Raw genomic sequence first — 17167 nt, 5'->3', positions numbered from 1 at the left:
CGCACCTCATATCGCGCCCGGCCGGGACGGTTCGCGGCCACCGGCACGTCGGGGTTTTCCGACGGTGAAGGGGGCGCGGGCACCGGATCCGGCCGAAACGGCGTGGTCATTATCGGCTCAACGCCCGCCGAGCCTACGTGTCGCGGGCTGGCGTCGCCACCGCGGGGTCCATTATCATCATCTGGCGCCTGCGGTGGCAGATGATGCAGAATCGCAATGCAGTGGCGGACGACTCGGTGCGTCCGAATCGACATCACGGCTACCGCACGGTAAATTCTGCCGAGGCGTAAGCACTGCCCACGGATGTAAAGGTTAGGTATGGGAAACGTCAACGAGAAGAAACGCAGCTGGGTTCGCCGGCTGATGATCGGTGCCGTGACAGCCGCAGCGCTGCCCGGGCTGATCGGATTGGCTGGAGAAACGGCCACAGCTGGGGCGTTCTCCCGGCCCGGCCTTCCGGTGGAGTACCTGCAGGTGCCGTCCGCCTCGATGGGCCATGACATCAAGGTGCAGTTCCAGAGCGGTGGCGAGGGTTCGCCCGGCCTGTACCTGCTGGACGGGATGCGCGCCCAGGACGACTACAACGGCTGGGACATCAACACCGCCGCCTTCGAGTGGTACTACGAGTCCGGCCTGTCGGTGATCATGCCGGTCGGTGGCCAGTCCAGCTTCTACGCCGACTGGTACAAGCCGGCCTGCGGTAAGGCGGGCTGCACCACTTACAAGTGGGAGACCTTCCTGACCAGCGAGCTGCCGCAGTTCCTGGCCTCGCAGTACGGGGTCAGCCAGACCAGCAACGCCGCTGTCGGGCTGTCGATGGCCGGTTCCTCGGCGATGACGCTGGCGATCTACCACCCGAACCAGTTCACCTACGCCGGTTCGCTGTCGGGTTACGTCAACCCCTCCGAGGGCAAGGGCTGGATCGGCCTGGCCATGGGTGACGCCGGTGGTTACAAGAAGGAAGACATGTGGGGCCCGGACGACGACCCGGCCTGGCAGCGCAACGACCCGACGGTGAACGTGGCCAAGCTGGTCGCCAACAACACCCGGCTCTGGGTGTACTGCGGTAACGGCACCCCGAACGAGCTGGGCGGCGACAACATCCCGGCCACCTTCCTCGAGGGCAACTTCATGATCGGCCAGAACAAGAAGTTCCAGGAGGCCTACGAGGCCGCGGGTGGTCACAACGCGGTGTTCGACTTCCCGGACTACGGCACGCACAGCTGGGAGTACTGGGGTGCGCAGCTTCAGCAGATGAAGCCCGACCTCCAGAGCCACCTGGGCGCCGCCTGAGCGACGCTCCGCAGCACTGAGGCTGAGGCCCGACCGTGATCCGGTCGGGCCTCAGTTTTTGGTGGCCCCTTGCCCGCGCCGCAGAAACCGGCAAGATGAGACCATGACCGGCGCCGGGCCGACCGGGCCCTGGATCGAGGACTGCGTGGTGGAGCGGATCTCCTTCCGCGACGGGTTGGTGCTGAGCCTGGACGGCTACAACGAACTGGTGATCTCGGTGCCGATCCGGCTGCATCTGCCGCCGACCGGCCGGCACGCGGCCGAGACCGTGGTGATCGACCCGCGGGCGGCCGCGCCGGTGCAGCGGGCGCTGTTCGACTTCGCCGGCACCCGCTGCACCGGCTTTTTCTTCGACGACGACGGCGAGCTGCGGCTGGAGTTGGCCACCGGCCATCGCATCGACGTCTCCCCCGGGCCGGCACCGGCCTGGGAGCTGTACTGCAAATACCACGGCTACGCCGCCTGCCTGCGGCGCGGCCGGGTGCGGGTGGTGCGCCACGACTTCGACGAGGATCCCGCCGATCCCGCCGGCCCGGAGACCCCGGGGGCGGGACCGGGCGGCTGAGCGCGGCGCGGAGCAGGCTTCGATAACAGCCGGGTAACACTTCGTGAACGATCGGCGACATATCGGGCATGAACCTCGCCCGCAGCGCCGCCCGTGCCGGAACCGTCGTCGCCGTCGCCGCCGCCGGCCTGGCGCTCTCGTCCGGGGTGGCCGCCGCCGACGCCGTCAACTGGGACGCCGTCGCGCAGTGCGAGTCCGGCGGGAACTGGTCGGCCGACACCGGCAACGGCTACTACGGCGGGCTGCAGATCAGCCAGTCGACCTGGCGGTCCCACGGCGGCGCCGGCTCCCCCGCCACCGCCAGCCGCGCCCAGCAGATCGCCGTGGCCAACCGGATCATGGCCAGCCAGGGCCCGGACGCCTGGCCCACCTGCGCCGGGGCCCGCGCCGGGACACCGCGGGCGACCTGGGGCGCACCGCGCGGCTCCTACCTGGTGAACAGCGTCAACGAGATCATCGGGCTGTTCGTCCCGGGCCGCTGAACCGTCCCGCGCCGTCCCGCGGCGCACCGATCCGTGCTTGGATGGGTCTCATGCAGGGTTCGGCGACGGTCACCATGGCGGCCCCACCGCAGGCGGTGTGGGAACTCATCGCCGACGTGACCAACATCGGCCGGTACTCCCCGGAAACCTTCGAAGCCGAATGGCTCGACGGCGCGACCGGCCCGGCGCCCGGGGCCCGGTTCCGGGGCCACGTCCGGCGCAACGGCATCGGACCGGTCTACTGGACCACCTGCCGGGTCACCGCGTGCGTCCCGGGCGAGGAGTTCGGTTTCGCCGTGCTCGCCGGTGACCGCGTCGTCAACACCTGGCACTACCGGCTGACCCCGACGGCCGACGGGGTGTCGGTCACCGAGTCGTTCCGGCTGGCCGACTCCCCACTGACCACGCTGTATTACTGGGTGTTCGGCGGCTGGCTACGCCGCCGCAACAACATCCGCGACATGACCCGCACCCTCGAGCGGATCAAAGCCGTCGCCGAGGCCGGCTGAGCCCTCGCTCGCCGCGGTCAGCGCAGCGCATCCGGATCGACGAGCGGGACCAGCAGGTACGACGCTTCGACACCGCCCTGCTGGACCTCGTAGCGTCCACCGGCGAGGGCCTGTCGGGCGGGCCGGGTGGGCACCAACTGCGGAAAATCGAATGTGGTCACGGTCAGCCGCAGCCGATGCCCGGCATCGAGCCACGCCGCCGTCGGGAAGACCTCCAGGTCGTAACGGGTCAACTCGCCGGGTACCACCGGGGTGCAGGCCGCTCGGGTGCTCACATGGTGGGGTCTGAGCACCGTGCCGTCGGGCAGATACCACGACCGCTGCGGGTCCAGCGCGCGGTGCGACCCCAGCAGTGCGCCCTGGGTCAGCGGACGGCTGGCCCCATCGGGGGCCACGTCATCGAGGTGGGCCACCCACAGCGTCTCGGTGGTGGTGGCCCGCGCGTACAGCGTCACCGTGACCGGACCGGCGACCAGCACCGGGGCCCGCACCGGTGCAGCGGTGTAGGTCAGCGCCCCGCGCTGCAGTCGCCGGTTGTCCCGGTCGTAGCGGATCTGCAGACCGCCTTGGCCCACCGCGAACCCGCCGAGGCCGAGGCTCCACTGTTCCAGACTGCGGCCCGACACCGGTCCGCGGTGCCGGTACGTCAGGGTGGCCGTCGACACCTGCTCGCCGGCGGTTTCGGTCAGCCGGCCCGCGTCGCAGAGGTACAACCGGGTTGGCACCGCCTCGGGCAGCGGATACTCGCGGGCCCGCAGCCACTGCGCACTGCCGATCGGCTGGAACGTCAACGGTGCATCGGGCAGCGCCGCATCGGCGTCGTCCTTGAGCCAGTGATCGAACCAGCGCAGTTGCAGCGCATCCAGGTGCATCCCGCCGTAGTCGGAGACGTGATACCAGGGGCCCATGATCAGCTTGACCCGGTCGGAGATCGGCTGGCCCGGCTGCATCGGCGCGTGCACGTCACGGCCGGCCGCGGCGTTCTGCAGGCCCGCGTAGTTCAGCGGCGCGGCACGCTGGAAGGCGTCATGCCACCCGCCGGTGAGCAGCACCGCCACCCCGTTGGCGGCGATGTCGGCGAGCACCTCCGACGGACGCATGGAGTCCCAGAACGGGCCGTCGAAGGCGGTCTCTCCCCCACTGCGAACATCGGCGGTGAGCGGTCCGAAATAGCCGCGCTGGGTGCGGCCGCGCCGGCGCACCGCCGCCCGCCCTCCCGACCTGGGACGGGGGTGATCTCCGGTGGTGAGGGCCTCCAGAGCGGGGTTGATGATGTTGAGCAGGCGGTAGGCCACGGCGTAGCCACGGATCGCCCACAGGTGGGGCACCCCGCCCATGGTGGCCGCGTCGCGGTAGAAGTCGGTCGCCGCCATCACCGGGAAGATCGCCCGCAGCGGCGACTGCTGACCGACCGCCGCGGCGGTGAACAGCTGGTTGATGCCCAGATACGACAACCCGAACAACCCGACCCGGCCGTTGGCGTTGGGCAGCGTGGCCGCCCAGTCGACCAACTCCACCCCGTCGCGGGTCTGGCGGTCCCCGAACATCTCGAAATCCCCGTCGGAGGTTCCGGTGCCACGGACGTCGACCAGCACCTCGATATAGCCGCGGGTGATCAAGTACGGGCTGGCGCCCCCACCGAGCTGCGCCGCGGGCGGAGGCGCCTTCTTGCCGTAGGGGGTGACACACACCAGCACCGGGAACGGTCCCGGCGCGGCCGTGCCGGTCGCCGGATCGGTGGGATAGTGCACCTCGGCGCGTAGGGTCACGCCGTCGCTCATCGGCACCGCGACGTTGTGGTGGACTCCCACCCCGTAGCGCGCCGGCCCCGGGGTCCACTCCGGGGTGAACGGTGGGGCGACCCGCCGTCGGGTCCGCCCTGACCGGGCACGCCTGCTCGCACGACGGCCCAACAGTGCCGCGGCCGCCGCCGCGGCACCGGCGCTCAGGACGGCGGCCGGGAGACGCACTGCGCGCTGTAGAGTTCCTCGCCGAGCTTGTCCATCAGCTGCAGCTGCGTTTCGAGGTAGTCGATGTGCTCCTCCTCGTCGGCCACGATCTTCTCCAGCAGGGCCGCGCTGGTGCTGTCCTGCTTCTCGCGGCACATGATGACCCCCGGTTTGAGCCGGTCGAGCACGTCGTATTCGATGGCCAGGTCGCTCTCGAACTGCTCGCGCAGGGTCTGGCCGATCCGCAGCGAACCCAGCCGCTGGTAGTTCGGCAGCCCGTCGAGCAGCAGAATCCGGTCGGTCAGCAGCTCGGCGTGGCGCATCTCCTCGAAGGATTCCGCGCGGGTGTGTTCGGCAACTTCGGTGAAACCCCAGCTCTCCTGCATCTTCGAGTGCAGGAAGTACTGGTTGATCGCGGTCAGCTCACTGGTGAGCTGCTCGTTGAGGAGGCGTAAGACCTCCGGATCGCCCTGCATGGTCACTCCCTTGTCGCAATCGTCTGAATAGCCAGCGGCGCCGGCGGTGCGGGCTGTGCACCGCCGAGGGCTGCGTCTTCGAATTTAGTCCAGTGCGCCACCGGGCGGCGACCTTTGGCCGCAACCGACCCCCGGGCGTGGCGCCGGTCGGTGCGGCACGCCCGCCGAGTTAGGTTAGACTCTGCTAACGAGCTTAGGTTAGACTGGGCTAACACGAGGTTCTTCTGCGAACCGGGACGCGATCAGACTGTGTAGGGGTGCATTGATGTATGTGTGTCTGTGTGTCGGTGCGACCACCCAGACCGTGTCCGATGCCGTCGCCGCGGGCGCCTCGAATTCTCGCGAGGTAGCGGCGATGTGCGGGGCCGGCTCGGACTGCGGCCGCTGCCGGTGCACCGTCCGATCCATCATCGCCACCGTTTCGGAGAGCCTCTGCCCGCCCGGCGCCAAGATGCTCGAGCTGGTCTGATCCTCACTCCCCCCGGCGGCCGGTGAAATCGGCCAGGGCATCGGCGTTGGCCTGACCGCCGAGCAGCTCGGCGAAGTGGGCGTTCTCCCGTCGGCTCGCCGCTGCGATCTCCGGCCGGATCGGCTCGACCATGGTGTGCTTGACCGCGACCAGGCTGGCGATCGGCCGGGCCGCGATGACCTCGGCGTGCCTGCGCGCCTCGGCCATCAGGTCCCCGGGCTCGCAGACGGCGAAGACCAAGCCCATCCGCCGGGCCTCGGCGGCGTCGATCCACTCCGAGGACAGCAGCATCCACGCCGCGTTCTGCCGCCCGATCAGCTGCGGCAGCAGGTACGACGAGGCCGCCTCCGGCGCCACCCCGAGGCTGGTGAACGGGCATTTCAGTCGCGCGGTCGTCGACATGAACGCCAGGTCGGCGTGTCCGAGCACGGTGGCGCCGATCCCCAGCCCGACACCGTTGACCGCGCAGATCAGCGGCTTGGGAAACCGGCTGAGCGCGTCGATCAGGCCGGTGAACCCGTGGCGGCCCGGGACGAAGTCGGGGTCGGTGACCCGGGCCTGCATCTCGGTGAGGTCGGTTCCCGCGGAGAACGCGCGCCCGGCTCCGGTCAGCAGCACCACCGCGACCGTCGGATCCTCGGCGGCGGCCAGCAGCGCCTCGGTGGTGGCGTCGTAGAGCGCCTCGTTGAAGGCGTTGAGCGCCTCGGGCCGGTTGAGGGTGAGGGTGCGCACCCGGTTGTGGTCCTCGATCTGCAGTATCACGCCCGGCAGCCTAGCCGCGCGCCGTCGACACCGCGCCGCGCCACGGCCGCACCGCGGGGTCCGCGCCGAGGGCGTCGATGAAGGCCTCGGCCAGCCGGCGGTAGTGCTCCTCGCGTCCGCTGGAGCTGCGGAACACCAGTCCGATCCGCCGGCCCGGCCGCGGGACGCCGAACCTGGCCAGGGCCAGTTGACTGCGGGCGGCCTCGACCGCAACCGCGCTCGCCGGAATCAGGGTCACCCCCAGCCCGCCCGCCACACACTGCACCGCCGTGGCCAGCGACGCCGCCCGGGTGTCGGCCACCTCGGCGCGCACGCCCGCCCCACGGCAGACCTCCAGTGTCTGATCCCGCAGGCAGTGGCCCTCGTCGAGCAGCAGCAGCGGCAGCCGGCCCAGCACCGACGGGTCCACCTTCCGCTTGCCGGCCAGCGCATGCCCGGGGGGCAGCGCCAAGACGAAATCCTCGTCGTAGAGCGGGATCTCGGTGAGTCCACCGGCCTCGGCGGGCAGTGCGAGCAGTGCGGCGTCGAGTGCGCCCTCGCGCAACGTGGTCAGCAGTCGCGCGGTCTGGTCCTCGACCACGCGCAGCTTCAACTGCGGTAACCGGTGCGCCAGTCCGGTGAGCATCGCGGGCAGCACGTAGGGCGCCACCGTCGGGATCAGCCCGACCCGCAGGGTCCCCTGCAGTGGGTCGGCGGATCCGGCCGCGGCCGCGGAGAACGCGGCGGCCGCCTCGACCACCGCCTGCGCCGGCGGCAGGAGTTGTTCGCCCTCCGGGGTGAGGAAGACCTGGCGGGTGGAGCGTTCGATCAGCTGCACGCCGAGGCCGGCTTCCAGTGCTGCCAGCGCTTGCGACAGGGTGGACTGACTGACACCGAGAGCCGTTGCCGCGCTACTGAAGTGATGGTTCTCGGCGACCGCGGCGAACGCCCGCAGCCCGGCGAGGGTGGGTTGATAGCTCTTATCGGTCATGCTTATGAGTATAGTGTGAAGTATCACCTTTCATTTATAGTGGTGATGCGGCAGTATGGGTGGTGCCGAGTTTTAACCACCTGAAGCAACTCGAAAAAGGAGTGTCATGTCTCTGTTGACCATCGGTGACCAGTTCCCCAGCTACCGGCTCACGGCGTTGGTGCCCGGAGATCTGTCGAAGGTCGACGCCAAGGCGCCGGAGGACTACTTCACCACCATCTCCAGCGACGACCACCCCGGTAAGTGGCGCGTCGTGTTCTTCTGGCCGAAGGACTTCACCTTCGTCTGCCCCACCGAGATCGCCGCGTTCGGCAAGCTGAACGACGAGTTCGCCGACCGCGACGCGCAGGTGCTCGGCGCCTCGGTGGACAACGAGTTCGTGCACTTCCAGTGGCGCGCCCAGCACGAGGACCTGAAGGACCTGCCCTTCCCGATGCTCTCCGACATCAAGCGCGAGCTGGTGGAGGCGACCGGTGTCCTCAACGACGAGGGCGTGGCCGACCGCGCGACCTTCCTGGTCGACCCGAACAACGAGATCCAGTTCGTCTCGGTTACCGCCGGCTCGGTGGGCCGCAACGTCGACGAGGTGCTGCGGGTGCTCGACGCCCTGCAGTCCGACGAGCTGTGCGCGTGCAACTGGAAGAAGGGCGACCCGACGCTCGACGCCGGTGAGCTGCTGCAAGAGTCGGTGTAAAGGAGAGCGCTGATGAGTGTCGAGAACCTCAGGAACGCCCTGCCCGAATACGCCAAGGACCTCAAGCTCAGCCTCGGCTCGCTGACCCGCACCACCGCCCTCGACGAGGAGCAGTTGTGGGGCACCCTGCTCAGCTGTGCGGCGAGCACCCGCAACCCGCGGGTGCTCGCCGACATCGGCGCCGAGGCCGCCGACATCCTGTCGGCGGAGGCCTACAACGCCGCCCTCGGTGCCGCCTCGATCATGGGCATGAACAACGTGTTCTACCGAGGCCGCGGTTTCCTCGACGGCGCCTACGACGACCTGCGTCCGGGTCTGCGGATGAACATCATCGGCAACCCCGGGGTTTCCAAGGCGAACTTCGAGCTCTGGTGCCTGGCGGTGTCGGCGATCAACGGCTGCTCGCACTGCGTGGTCGCCCACGAGAACACGCTGCGCCAGGAGGGGGTCGGCCGGGAGGCGATCTTCGAGGCGCTCAAGGCCGCCTCCATCGTCGCCGGCGTCGGTCAGGCCATCATGGCCGCCGAGGCGCTTGCCGGCAGCTGACCGCGCCAAGGCGACCGTAGACTGGCCTCGTGGCGCTGAGCGAGGCTGATCTGCAGCGGTTGGGTCGCTGCGTCGAACTGGCCGGGCAGGCCCTGGCCGAGGGCGACGAGCCGTTCGGCTCGCTGCTGGTCGACGGCGACGGGAACATCCGCGCCGAGGACCGGAACCGGACCGGCGGCGGCGACCCGACCGCACACCCGGAATTCGCGCTTGCGCGCTGGGCAGCGGAACACCTGGCGCCGGTGCAGCGGGTGCGCGCGACGGTCTACACCTCCGGCGAACACTGCCCGATGTGCGCGGCCGCCCACGGCTGGGTGGGCCTGGGCCGCATCGTGTACGCCACCTCCGCGACCCAGCTCAGCGGCTGGCTTCAGGAGTGGGGGGTCCCGGCGGCACCGGTGGCCACCCTGCCCATCGCCACCGTCGTCCCGCGGGCGGTCGTCGACGGCCCCGCCGCCGAATTCGAGGCGGAGATGAAGGCGCTCTACGCCGCGCGGTACCGGCGTTCGACCTGAGCGGCACCGGCGCTCGGGCTAGGCTGTCAGGCGACTCGGGCCCGGACGGGCCCCGGACACACCGACCGCGAAGGAACCGATGAGCGACTCTACGGCAGAGTCCCCCGGCCCCCCGCTACGCTCGGCGCTCCGCCGGGGCCGGGTGAGCATCCAGTCGAAGCTGCTGCTGATGATGCTGGTGACCAGCGTGCTGTCCGCCGCAGTGGTGGGATTCATCGGTTACCGGTCCGGCCGGGACTCGCTGGAAGCCGCCGCGATGGACCGGCTGACCTCGATCCGGTCCGCCCAGAAGCGAACGCTGCAGGCGCAATTCGACGAGATGCGCGACACGATGATCGTGAACACCCGCGGCGAGACGGTCGCCGACGCGCTCACCGCCTTCACCAACGGCTTCGCGAAACTGATCACCGCCCGGATCACCCCCACGCAGGATGACGACATCCGACGCTACTACGAGCAGACCATCGGTGAACGTGAAGAGGTGGAGACCGGCTCCCCGGTCGACATCACCGGGCTGCTGCCCATCTCGCGGGCGCAGAAGTACCTGCAACTGCGCTACACGATCACCCGTGCCGAGCAGTCGGCGGGCATCGACAACGACGACGCCGGCGACGGAAGCTCCTGGTCGGCGGCGAACGCCCGCTACAGCAACTTCTTCCGCACCATGGTGACCAGGTCCAGCTTCGAGGACGCGCTGCTGCTCGACACCCACGGCAACGTCGTCTACTCCGCCTACAAGAACGTCGACCTGGGGACCAACGTGCTCTCCGGCCCCTACCAAACCAGCAACCTGGCCGCCGCCTACCGATCGACGCTGGACTCGCGCGCGGTGGACTTCGTCGGCGTCACCGACTTCGCCGAGTACGAACCGGCCGGCGAACCGACCGCGTGGCTGCTGGCGGCGGTCAACCGCGGCTCGGAGCGCCTCGGCGTGTTGGCGCTGCAACTCCCGATCGAGAAACTCAACCGGTTGATGACCGTGGCCCAGAAGTGGCCCGGCGCCGGTCTCGGCCAGACCGGTGAGACCATCCTGGTCGGCCCGGACAACCTGATGCGCTCGGACTCGCGGGTGTTCCTCGAGGACCCCGACCGCTACCAGCGTGACGTGGTGCGCGCCGGGACCGCGCCGGAGGTCGTCGAGAAGGCCATTCGGCAGGGCGGAACCATGCTGGTGCAACCCATCTCCGAAGAATCCACCCGGCTGGCCGCCCAGGGCCAGACCGGCAACGTCATCACCCGCGACTACCTGGGCAACCAGACGCTGCAGTCCTATGCGCCGGTGACGCTGCGCGGTCTGCACTGGGTCATCGTCGCCAAGATCGACACCGCCGAGGCGTTCGCGCCGGTGGCCGCCTTCACCAGGACCCTGGTGCTGTCGACCGTGGCGATCATCTTCGTCATCTGCGTCGCCGCGATGGCACTCGCGCGCATCTTCGTCCGCCCGGTGCGCCAGCTGATGTCCGGTGCCCGGCAGGTCAGCGCCGGGGATTACGACCTGGACCTGCCGGTGCTCTCCCACGACGAACTCGGCGATCTCACGGTCGCGTTCAACAACATGGGTCGGGCCCTGACCGCCAAGGAAGACCTCATCCGCCAACAGCACGAGGAGAACGAGCGACTGTTGCGGTCGGTGATGCCCGAAGCGGCCGCCGAGCACTACCGGGACGGCGACGAGACCACCGCTATGCAACACGCGGACCTGACCGTGATCGCTGCGGAGATCGACCACCTGGACGTCTTCTCCGCGGAACTCGACTCCGACGAATCGCTGTCAGCGGTCAACACGCTGGTCCGCCAATTCGACGCCGCTGCGGAGAGCCTGGGCGTCGAGCCGGTGCAGACCCTGCACGACTGGTATCTGGCGGCGTGCGGACTGAGCGTTCCCCGCCTCGACAGTGCCAGGCGGGCAGTCGATTTCGCCGTCGAGTTGCAACACATCGTGGACCGGTTCAACCGGGAGAACGACACCGCCCTGCGCCTTCGGGTCGGCATCAACAGCGGGCCGGTCACCAGCGGACTGATCGGCCGGTCCGGCGTCGCCTACGACATGTGGGGGCCGACGGTCAACCTCGCCTACCGGCTGAAGAACGACATGACCGAGCCCGGCATCTACCTCACCTCCGCCGTCCACGAGGTCGCCGGCGACGAGAACCGGTTCGTCTCGGCGGATACCATCACCGTCAACGGTGTCGACCAGACCGTGTGGCGCCAGGTGGAGCCGGACCCGTGACCAGCGTGGTGCACGAGCCCTGGTTCTTCTGGGCGGTCGGTGTCGGACTCGGCCTGCCCCTGGCGCTGCTGATTCTCACCGAAGCGCACCAGGCGCTGCTGCGCCGCGATAGCGCCCTGGCCCGCCCGGTCGCGCTGATCCGCACCTACCTGCTGCCGCTGGCGGCGCTGCTGGTGCTGCTGGTCAAGGCCGGCGACATCTCCCCGGACGTGACCGGTGTGCGCATCGTCGCCACCCTGCTCGGCTTCGCGGTGCTGCTGCTGGTGCTCTCCGGGTTCAACGCCACCCTGTTCCAAAGCGCCCCGGCGGGATCCTGGCGGAGCCGGATGCCGGCGATCTTCCTCGAGGTCGCCCGGTTCGTGCTGATCGCGGTCGGGGTCGCGCTGATCCTGTCCTATGTCTGGGGCGCCAACGTGGGTGGGCTGTTCACCGCGCTGGGCATCACCTCGATCGTGCTCGGCCTGACGCTGCAGAACTCGGTGGGCCAGATCATCTCCGGGTTGTTGGTGCTCTTCGAGCAGCCGTTCCAGCTGGACGACTGGATCGACACGCCGTCGGGGCGGGGGCCGGTCATCGAGGTCAACTGGCGTGCCACCCATATCCGGGCGGGCACCGGCGTGCTGGTGATCCCGAACTCGGTGCTGGCGGCGGCCTCGTTCACCAACCTCAGCAAGCCCCCCGCGGAGCACTCGATCGCGGTGAGCACTGTGTTCGCACTCAGCGATGCACCCGACCGGGTGTGCCTGCTGCTGAACCGGGTCGCCGAGGCGCTGCCGCAGCGGCGGGCCGGGGCGGCGGTGAGCAGCGCACCGACCGGGGCGAACGAGTACTCGACATCGATCCCGCTGGACACCCCCGCCGACAACTGGGCGGCACGCACCACCTTTCTGCGCTGGCTGTGGTATGCCGCCCGCCGCGAGGGCCTGCACCTGGACCGGATCGCCGACGACTACGCCACCCCGGACCGGATCGAGCAGGCGCTGACCATGCTCGCCCCGATCCTGCGCCTGAACGCCGACGACCGGCACGAGTTGCGCAGTCATATCCGGCTCACCCGCTACGGAACCGACGAACTCCTGCAGGCGCCCGGGCAGGTACCCGACCATCTGACGTGCGTGCTGACCGGCCAGGTGCAAGTGAGTGCGATCGGTGCCACCGGAGCACCCGTCGCGGTCCGGACACTGACCACCGGCGGCTATCTCGGCGAGACCACCTTGACCCGCGAACCGGTTTCCACCACCGCCCGCGCGGTGGTGGAAACCGCCGTGGCCGAGGTCGACCGGCACTACCTGGCCGCCCTGGTGCACCGCAAACCCCTGCTCCTGCAGGAGATCAGCCGCACCATCGAAGAGCAGCGCGACGGGCTGCAGCGCGCGCTGGCCGGCACGGAGGCCTGACCGGTGGCCGTCCCCCGCCGGGTACCCCGGCCCGGCGAGTTGGCACCGCTGATCCGGCTGCGCCGCCCCGACCTGCACCCGGCCCGGCGCAGGCTGCGCAACGCGCTGACGATCGAGGATCTGCGGCAGATCGCCCGGCGCCGCACGCCGCGCGCGGCATTCGACTACACCGACGGTGCGGCCGACGACGAGATCTCCCTGGCCAGGGCTCGGCAAGCCTTCCGCGACATCGAGTTCCATCCGTCGGTCCTGCGCGACGTCAGCACCGTGGACACCGGATGGGACGTGCTCGGCGGACCGGTCGCGCTACCGTTCGCGATCGCCCCGACCGGCTTCACCCGGCTGATGCAGACCGAGGGTGAACTCGGCGGGGCCGCGGCCGCTGCCGCGGCGGGCATCCCCTTTTCGCTGTCGACGCTGGGCACCGCGTCGATCGAAGACGTCGCGACCGCGATACCGCAGGGAAGGCGGTGGTTTCAGCTCTACATGTGGCGCGACCGGGACCGCTCGATGGCGTTGATGGAACGCGCCGCCGCCGCCGGCTACGACACCCTGCTGATCACGGTCGACTGCCCGGTCGCCGGGGCCCGGTTGCGCGACAGCCGCAACGGCATGGCGATCCCGCCGTCGTTGACGTTGCGCACCGTGCTCGACGCGGTACCCCGGCCGGCCTGGTGGTTCAACCTGCTGACCACCGAACCGCTGGCGTTCGCCTCACTGGATCGCTGGCCGGGCACCGTCGCCCAGTACATGGACACCATGTTCGACCCCGGTGTCACCGTCGAGGACCTGGCCTGGATCAAAAGCCGGTGGCCGGGCCGCTTCGTGGTCAAGGGCATCCAGACCCTCGACGACGCCCGCCGCATGGTCGAGGTCGGTGTCGACGGGATCGTGCTGTCCAACCACGGCGGCAGGCAACTCGACCGGGCGCCGGTCCCGTTCCGGCTGCTGCCCGCGGTGGCCCGGGAACTGGGTTCCGACACCGAGATCCTCCTCGACACCGGCATCATGTCCGGCGCCGACATCGTCGCGGCGGTCGCACTCGGCGCCCGCTGCACCCTGATCGGGCGCGCCTATCTCTACGGCCTGATGGCCGGCGGCCAGGCCGGCGTCACCCGCGCGATCGAGATCCTCACCGACCAGATCACCCGCACCATGCGGCTCCTCGGCGTGACCTGCCTGGAGGAACTCACCGCCGACCACGTGACCCAGCTGCCCCGGCGGGGTTGAGCCGAGGATCAGAACCGGGGGATCTTGCCCTTGCCCGAAGCCAACCGGTCGGCGATGGTCACCGTCTGGCCGGTGAGGTGGGTGCGGGCCGGCGTCGGGTGCCGGTTGGCCTTGTAGCAGGTGCGGGTTTCCGGCGCACCGGAGCGACGGGTCGTCACGACGGGGACCCTCCTGCTGCCCGGTTCGATCGGCCCACAGCAGCCGAAACCGCCGCTGCCACGACCGATATTCGGTGTGCGCCGCGCGGGGCTTCACTAGCCTCGGATGTGCACCGGGAACAAACTCCACCGGGCACCGGTTGCGCGCAACAGCAGGTCCCCCAGCCGAACGGAGCACATGATCATGGCAGATTCGCAAACCTTCGTCATCGTCGGCGCCGGGCTGGCCGGGGCGAAGGCCGTAGAAGCCCTGCGCGACAAGGGATTCAACGGAAAAATCATACTGATCGGCGACGAGGAGCACCTGCCCTACGAACGCCCGCCGCTGTCGAAGGAATTTCTTGCCGGCAAGAAGACCCTCGCCGAGTTCACCGTGCAGACCGCCGACTGGTACCGCGGCCACGACGTCGACCTGCGGCTCGGGGTGCGCGCCACCGGCCTGGACCTCACCGGCCACACGGTGACCCTGGCCGACGGCACCACCGTCAGCTACGACAAGCTGCTGCTGGCCACCGGCTCACGGTCCCGGCGCCCACCGATCCCGGCCGGCGACGCCGCGGGCGTGCACTACCTGCGCAGCATCGACGACGCCACCGCCCTCGACGGGGTGCTCGGCGACGGCGCGTCGCTGGCGGTGATCGGCGGCGGCTGGATCGGACTGGAGGTGGCGGCCTCGGCCCGCCAGCGCGGCACCGCGGTCACCGTGGTCGAAGCCGCCGCCGCGCCGTTGCTGCGCGCCCTGGGCTCCGAACTGGGCGAGGTCTTCGCCGCGCTGCACCGGGAACACGACGTCGACCTGCGCCTGCGGGTCGGCGTCGCCGAGATCACCACCGCCGACGGGAAGGCCACCGGCCTCAAGCTCGAGGACGGCAGCGAGATCCGCGCCGACGCGGTACTGGTGGCGGTCGGGGCGCAACCGAACCTGGAACTGGCCGAACAGGCCGGGCTGGAGACCGCCGACGGCGGCGTGACCGTCGACGCCGGCCTGCGCAGCAGCGACCCGGACGTCTACGCGGTCGGCGACATCGCCGCCGCCCAGCACCCGCTGCTGGGGGCCCGGGTGCGCACCGAGCACTGGGCCAACGCACTCAAACAGCCGGCGGTGGCCGCCGCCGGGATGCTCGGCGAGGCCGCCGAGTACGCCGAACTGCCCTACTTCTTCACCGACCAGTACGACCTGGGCATGGAGTACGTCGGCCACGCCCCGAAGTACGCGAAGGTGGTGACCCGCGGTGACGTCGCGGGCCGCGAGTTCGTGGCGTTCTGGCTCGACGAGGACAGCCGGGTGCTGGCCGGGATGAACGTCAACATCTGGGAGGGCCTCGACGACATCAAGGCGCTCATCCGGGCCAAGACGGCGGTCGACCCGGACCGGCTGGCCGATCCGCAGGTCCCGGTGGGCGAGTTGGCCGGCTGACCGTCGTTCAGCGCAGGCTCCCCGAGCCGTCGGCGTGCACGGTCACCGGCGCGCCGGCCAGCTCGGTGTCGACGGTGTCGGCGGCCTCGTCGGGGTCGGCGATCCAGGCCAGCGTGCGCGCGTCGTCGGGGGTGCGCACGGTCAAAAACGCCTTCGCGGGCCGGCCGTCCCGATCGAACGGCGTCGTCCACGACTCCACCGTGCCCGGCCCGGCGTACTCCACCACGGCGACCCGGGTCGGCTCGGCGTCGACCGCCTCCTGCACGTCGGCCCAGCGGAACCCGGCCCGCGGCGGCTCGGTGCCGTACACCCCGAAACTGTGCTTGGTCAGGTAGCCGCCGTTGGCGCTGACCAGCCCGTAGCTGCCGGGTGCGGCGACGAGGCGTTCGGCCATCGTCGCGATTGAATGCATGACGTAGTTGTTCCACGGGCCGCCGGCGAAGGTCAGGCCGCCGGTGACGGTCAGCGGGCGGTCCGGGTCGTCGACGGGCAGCCCGATTTCGGCGGCGGCCACTTGCACCGCGGACGGGAAACACGAGTACAGGTCGACGTGGGCGATGTCATCGACGCCGAGCCCGGCCAGCTGCAACACCCGCGCCGCGCCGATCCGGATCGCCGGTGAGCGGTGCAGCTCCGCGCGTTCGGCGATCGCGTAGGTGTCGTGGGCGTCGGTGCCGGCCTGCGGGAAGACCCACCGTTCGGTGGGGATCCGCAGTTGCCTGGCCCGCTCCACCGAGGTGAGCAGCAGGGCCGAGCCCTGGTCGACCATGTTGTTGGAGTTCATCAGCTTGGTGTAGGGCCAGCTGATCATCCGGTTGGTGTGGCTGGGCCGCCAGATCTCCTCGGCGGTGACCGGCCGACGGATCCAGGCGTGCGGGTTGTCCACCGCGACCTCGGCGAAGCGCGCCCACAGCGCACCGATCGCCCGGCGGTGCTCCTCGATTGCGGCGCCGGCGGCGATCCGCACCCCCTGCTCGAAGAGCGGATAGACGTAGGCCGGCCGGTCCAGTCGGATCCGCTCCTCCCCCGGCCCGGCCATCGGGACGTTCTCGTCGAGGCATTCGGCGATCGGCACCGACTCGTCCTGCCGGGTCCAGGCCAGCCGCTTGTCCTGGGCCCGCAGCCGGGTGCGGGTGCGCCAGGTCTCCGCACCGGCCAGCAGGACCAGGTCGGCGCGCCCGTGCTGGATGTCCAGGCAGGTCCGGTTGAGCAGGCTCTGCGGGGTGTTGCCGCCCACCCCGGTGTAGCCGGTCGCCGGCGTGTCGGCGCCGAGGCGCTCACCCAGCAGTCGCCCCGCGTCGCGGTACTGCGCCGAAAGGATGTTGACCACCCGGATCGCGTCGACGGCCGCCAGCACCGGTTCGGCGCCGGCCCGGCGGGCGGCGGTGACCATCAGGTCGACCGGCTCGACGGTGTCGTCGTCGCGGTTGTTGACCTGCCCGTAGCCGATCAACACCGGGGTTCGCGGATCGAGCGTCATCGCAACACCTTTCACCTGGGAAGAG

At 70.0% G+C, this 17167-nt stretch carries 18 protein-coding genes; 12 read left to right on the top strand and 6 right to left on the bottom strand.

Annotation, left to right across the window (positions count from 1 at the left end):
* The first annotated feature begins 318 nt into the window (after positions 1–318).
* The 4 genes from AWC30_RS14950 to AWC30_RS14935 all read left to right on the top strand — a co-directional run bounded on the left by AWC30_RS14950 (position 319) and on the right by AWC30_RS14935 (position 2849).
* Positions 319–1293, top strand: coding sequence for an esterase family protein (locus AWC30_RS14950; RefSeq protein WP_085111024.1), 975 nt, complete (start codon positions 319–321; stop codon positions 1291–1293).
* 103 nt (positions 1294–1396) lie between these two features.
* Positions 1397–1858 carry a DUF6188 family protein gene (locus AWC30_RS14945; protein ID WP_085111023.1) on the top strand — a complete coding sequence of 154 codons (462 nt, stop codon included), beginning with the start codon at positions 1397–1399 and terminating at the stop codon, positions 1856–1858.
* Between the two features lie 68 nt (positions 1859–1926).
* Entirely contained in the window at positions 1927–2340 is a 414-nt protein-coding gene (locus tag AWC30_RS14940) for a transglycosylase family protein (RefSeq protein WP_085111022.1), read from the top strand.
* A gap of 41 nt (positions 2341–2381) precedes the next feature.
* Positions 2382–2849 (top strand): SRPBCC family protein, encoded by a 468-nt coding sequence (locus AWC30_RS14935; RefSeq protein WP_234808110.1) that lies wholly within the window; start codon positions 2382–2384, stop codon positions 2847–2849.
* A 17-nt stretch (positions 2850–2866) separates the two neighbouring features.
* Here AWC30_RS14935 and AWC30_RS14930 read toward each other — a convergent pair whose 3' ends face one another.
* Positions 2867–4660, bottom strand: a complete 1794-nt coding sequence (locus tag AWC30_RS14930; RefSeq protein WP_085111021.1) for a CocE/NonD family hydrolase — start codon at positions 4658–4660, stop codon at positions 2867–2869.
* Between the two features lie 134 nt (positions 4661–4794).
* Positions 4795–5274, bottom strand: a complete 480-nt coding sequence (gene bfr / locus AWC30_RS14925) for a bacterioferritin (protein WP_085111072.1) — start codon at positions 5272–5274, stop codon at positions 4795–4797.
* Between the two features lie 265 nt (positions 5275–5539).
* On the opposite strand from bfr, the gene AWC30_RS14920 reads away from it, so the two are divergent.
* Positions 5540–5743 (top strand): (2Fe-2S)-binding protein, encoded by a 204-nt coding sequence (locus AWC30_RS14920; RefSeq protein WP_066854981.1) that lies wholly within the window; start codon positions 5540–5542, stop codon positions 5741–5743.
* A gap of 3 nt (positions 5744–5746) precedes the next feature.
* On the opposite strand, the gene AWC30_RS14915 is transcribed toward AWC30_RS14920, so the two are convergent.
* Both AWC30_RS14915 and AWC30_RS14910 read right to left on the bottom strand, forming a co-directional pair.
* A complete protein-coding gene (locus AWC30_RS14915) occupies positions 5747–6505 on the bottom strand; it encodes an enoyl-CoA hydratase/isomerase family protein (RefSeq protein ID WP_085111020.1) in 759 nt (252 codons plus the stop codon).
* Between the two features lie 10 nt (positions 6506–6515).
* Positions 6516–7475, bottom strand: coding sequence for a hydrogen peroxide-inducible genes activator (locus AWC30_RS14910; protein ID WP_085111019.1), 960 nt, complete (start codon positions 7473–7475; stop codon positions 6516–6518).
* Between the two features lie 106 nt (positions 7476–7581).
* Between AWC30_RS14910 and AWC30_RS14905 the strand changes: the two genes are divergently transcribed.
* The 6 genes from AWC30_RS14905 (at position 7582) to AWC30_RS14880 (ending at position 14087) form a co-directional block, all read left to right on the top strand.
* Positions 7582–8169: a peroxiredoxin gene (locus AWC30_RS14905; RefSeq protein WP_085111018.1), complete on the top strand. Its 588-nt coding sequence runs from the start codon at positions 7582–7584 to the stop codon at positions 8167–8169.
* A 12-nt stretch (positions 8170–8181) separates the two neighbouring features.
* Positions 8182–8715 (top strand): alkyl hydroperoxide reductase, encoded by a 534-nt coding sequence (locus tag AWC30_RS14900; RefSeq protein WP_085111017.1) that lies wholly within the window; start codon positions 8182–8184, stop codon positions 8713–8715.
* A 29-nt stretch (positions 8716–8744) separates the two neighbouring features.
* The gene (locus AWC30_RS14895; protein ID WP_085111016.1) at positions 8745–9230 is read left to right on the top strand and encodes a nucleoside deaminase; all 486 of its coding nucleotides are present in this window, start codon (positions 8745–8747) and stop codon (positions 9228–9230) included.
* A gap of 142 nt (positions 9231–9372) precedes the next feature.
* On the top strand, positions 9373–11460 hold the full coding sequence (locus AWC30_RS14890; protein ID WP_234808109.1) for an adenylate/guanylate cyclase domain-containing protein: 2088 nt from the start codon (positions 9373–9375) through the stop codon (positions 11458–11460).
* Positions 11457–12857, top strand: coding sequence for a mechanosensitive ion channel family protein (locus tag AWC30_RS14885; protein WP_085111014.1), 1401 nt, complete (start codon positions 11457–11459; stop codon positions 12855–12857). The genes AWC30_RS14890 and AWC30_RS14885 overlap by 4 nt, the downstream gene beginning before the upstream one ends.
* A 3-nt stretch (positions 12858–12860) precedes the next feature.
* Positions 12861–14087, top strand: a complete 1227-nt coding sequence (locus AWC30_RS14880) for an alpha-hydroxy acid oxidase (protein ID WP_085111013.1) — start codon at positions 12861–12863, stop codon at positions 14085–14087.
* 8 nt (positions 14088–14095) lie between these two features.
* Here the strand turns inward: AWC30_RS14880 and AWC30_RS17855 are convergent, their stop codons facing one another.
* Positions 14096–14245 (bottom strand): hypothetical protein, encoded by a 150-nt coding sequence (locus tag AWC30_RS17855; RefSeq protein WP_165756487.1) that lies wholly within the window; start codon positions 14243–14245, stop codon positions 14096–14098.
* Positions 14246–14429: 184 nt separating this feature from the next.
* On the opposite strand from AWC30_RS17855, the gene AWC30_RS14875 reads away from it, so the two are divergent.
* Positions 14430–15662, top strand: a complete 1233-nt coding sequence (locus AWC30_RS14875; protein ID WP_085111071.1) for an NAD(P)/FAD-dependent oxidoreductase — start codon at positions 14430–14432, stop codon at positions 15660–15662.
* Between the two features lie 7 nt (positions 15663–15669).
* Here AWC30_RS14875 and AWC30_RS14870 read toward each other — a convergent pair whose 3' ends face one another.
* Complete coding sequence (locus tag AWC30_RS14870) at positions 15670–17142, bottom strand: acetyl-CoA acetyltransferase (RefSeq protein ID WP_085111012.1); 1473 nt, start codon at positions 17140–17142, stop codon at positions 15670–15672.
* Between the last annotated feature and the right edge of the window lie 25 nt (positions 17143–17167).

It is taken from the genome of Mycolicibacillus trivialis (assembly GCF_002102395.1).
Lineage (GTDB): Bacteria > Actinomycetota > Actinomycetes > Mycobacteriales > Mycobacteriaceae > Mycobacterium > Mycobacterium triviale.
This window is presented reverse-complemented; position numbering and strand designations above follow the sequence as displayed.

Bases quoted from the DNA above. Each gene is read 5' to 3' on its own strand.
- AWC30_RS14870 (WP_085111012.1), bottom strand. From the start codon at position 17,142: ATGACGCTCGATCCGCGAACCCCGGTGTTGATCGGCTACGGGCAGGTC.
- AWC30_RS14945 (WP_085111023.1), top strand. From the start codon at position 1,397: ATGACCGGCGCCGGGCCGACCGGGCCCTGGATCGAGGACTGCGTGGTG.
- AWC30_RS14900 (WP_085111017.1), top strand. From the start codon at position 8,182: ATGAGTGTCGAGAACCTCAGGAACGCCCTGCCCGAATACGCCAAGGAC.
- AWC30_RS14910 (WP_085111019.1), bottom strand. From the start codon at position 7,475: ATGACCGATAAGAGCTATCAACCCACCCTCGCCGGGCTGCGGGCGTTC.
- AWC30_RS14935 (WP_234808110.1), top strand. From the start codon at position 2,382: ATGGGTCTCATGCAGGGTTCGGCGACGGTCACCATGGCGGCCCCACCG.
- AWC30_RS14940 (WP_085111022.1), top strand. From the start codon at position 1,927: ATGAACCTCGCCCGCAGCGCCGCCCGTGCCGGAACCGTCGTCGCCGTC.
- AWC30_RS14875 (WP_085111071.1), top strand. From the start codon at position 14,430: ATGGCAGATTCGCAAACCTTCGTCATCGTCGGCGCCGGGCTGGCCGGG.
- AWC30_RS14920 (WP_066854981.1), top strand. From the start codon at position 5,540: ATGTATGTGTGTCTGTGTGTCGGTGCGACCACCCAGACCGTGTCCGAT.
- AWC30_RS14950 (WP_085111024.1), top strand. From the start codon at position 319: ATGGGAAACGTCAACGAGAAGAAACGCAGCTGGGTTCGCCGGCTGATG.
- AWC30_RS14905 (WP_085111018.1), top strand. From the start codon at position 7,582: ATGTCTCTGTTGACCATCGGTGACCAGTTCCCCAGCTACCGGCTCACG.
- bfr (WP_085111072.1), bottom strand. From the start codon at position 5,274: ATGCAGGGCGATCCGGAGGTCTTACGCCTCCTCAACGAGCAGCTCACC.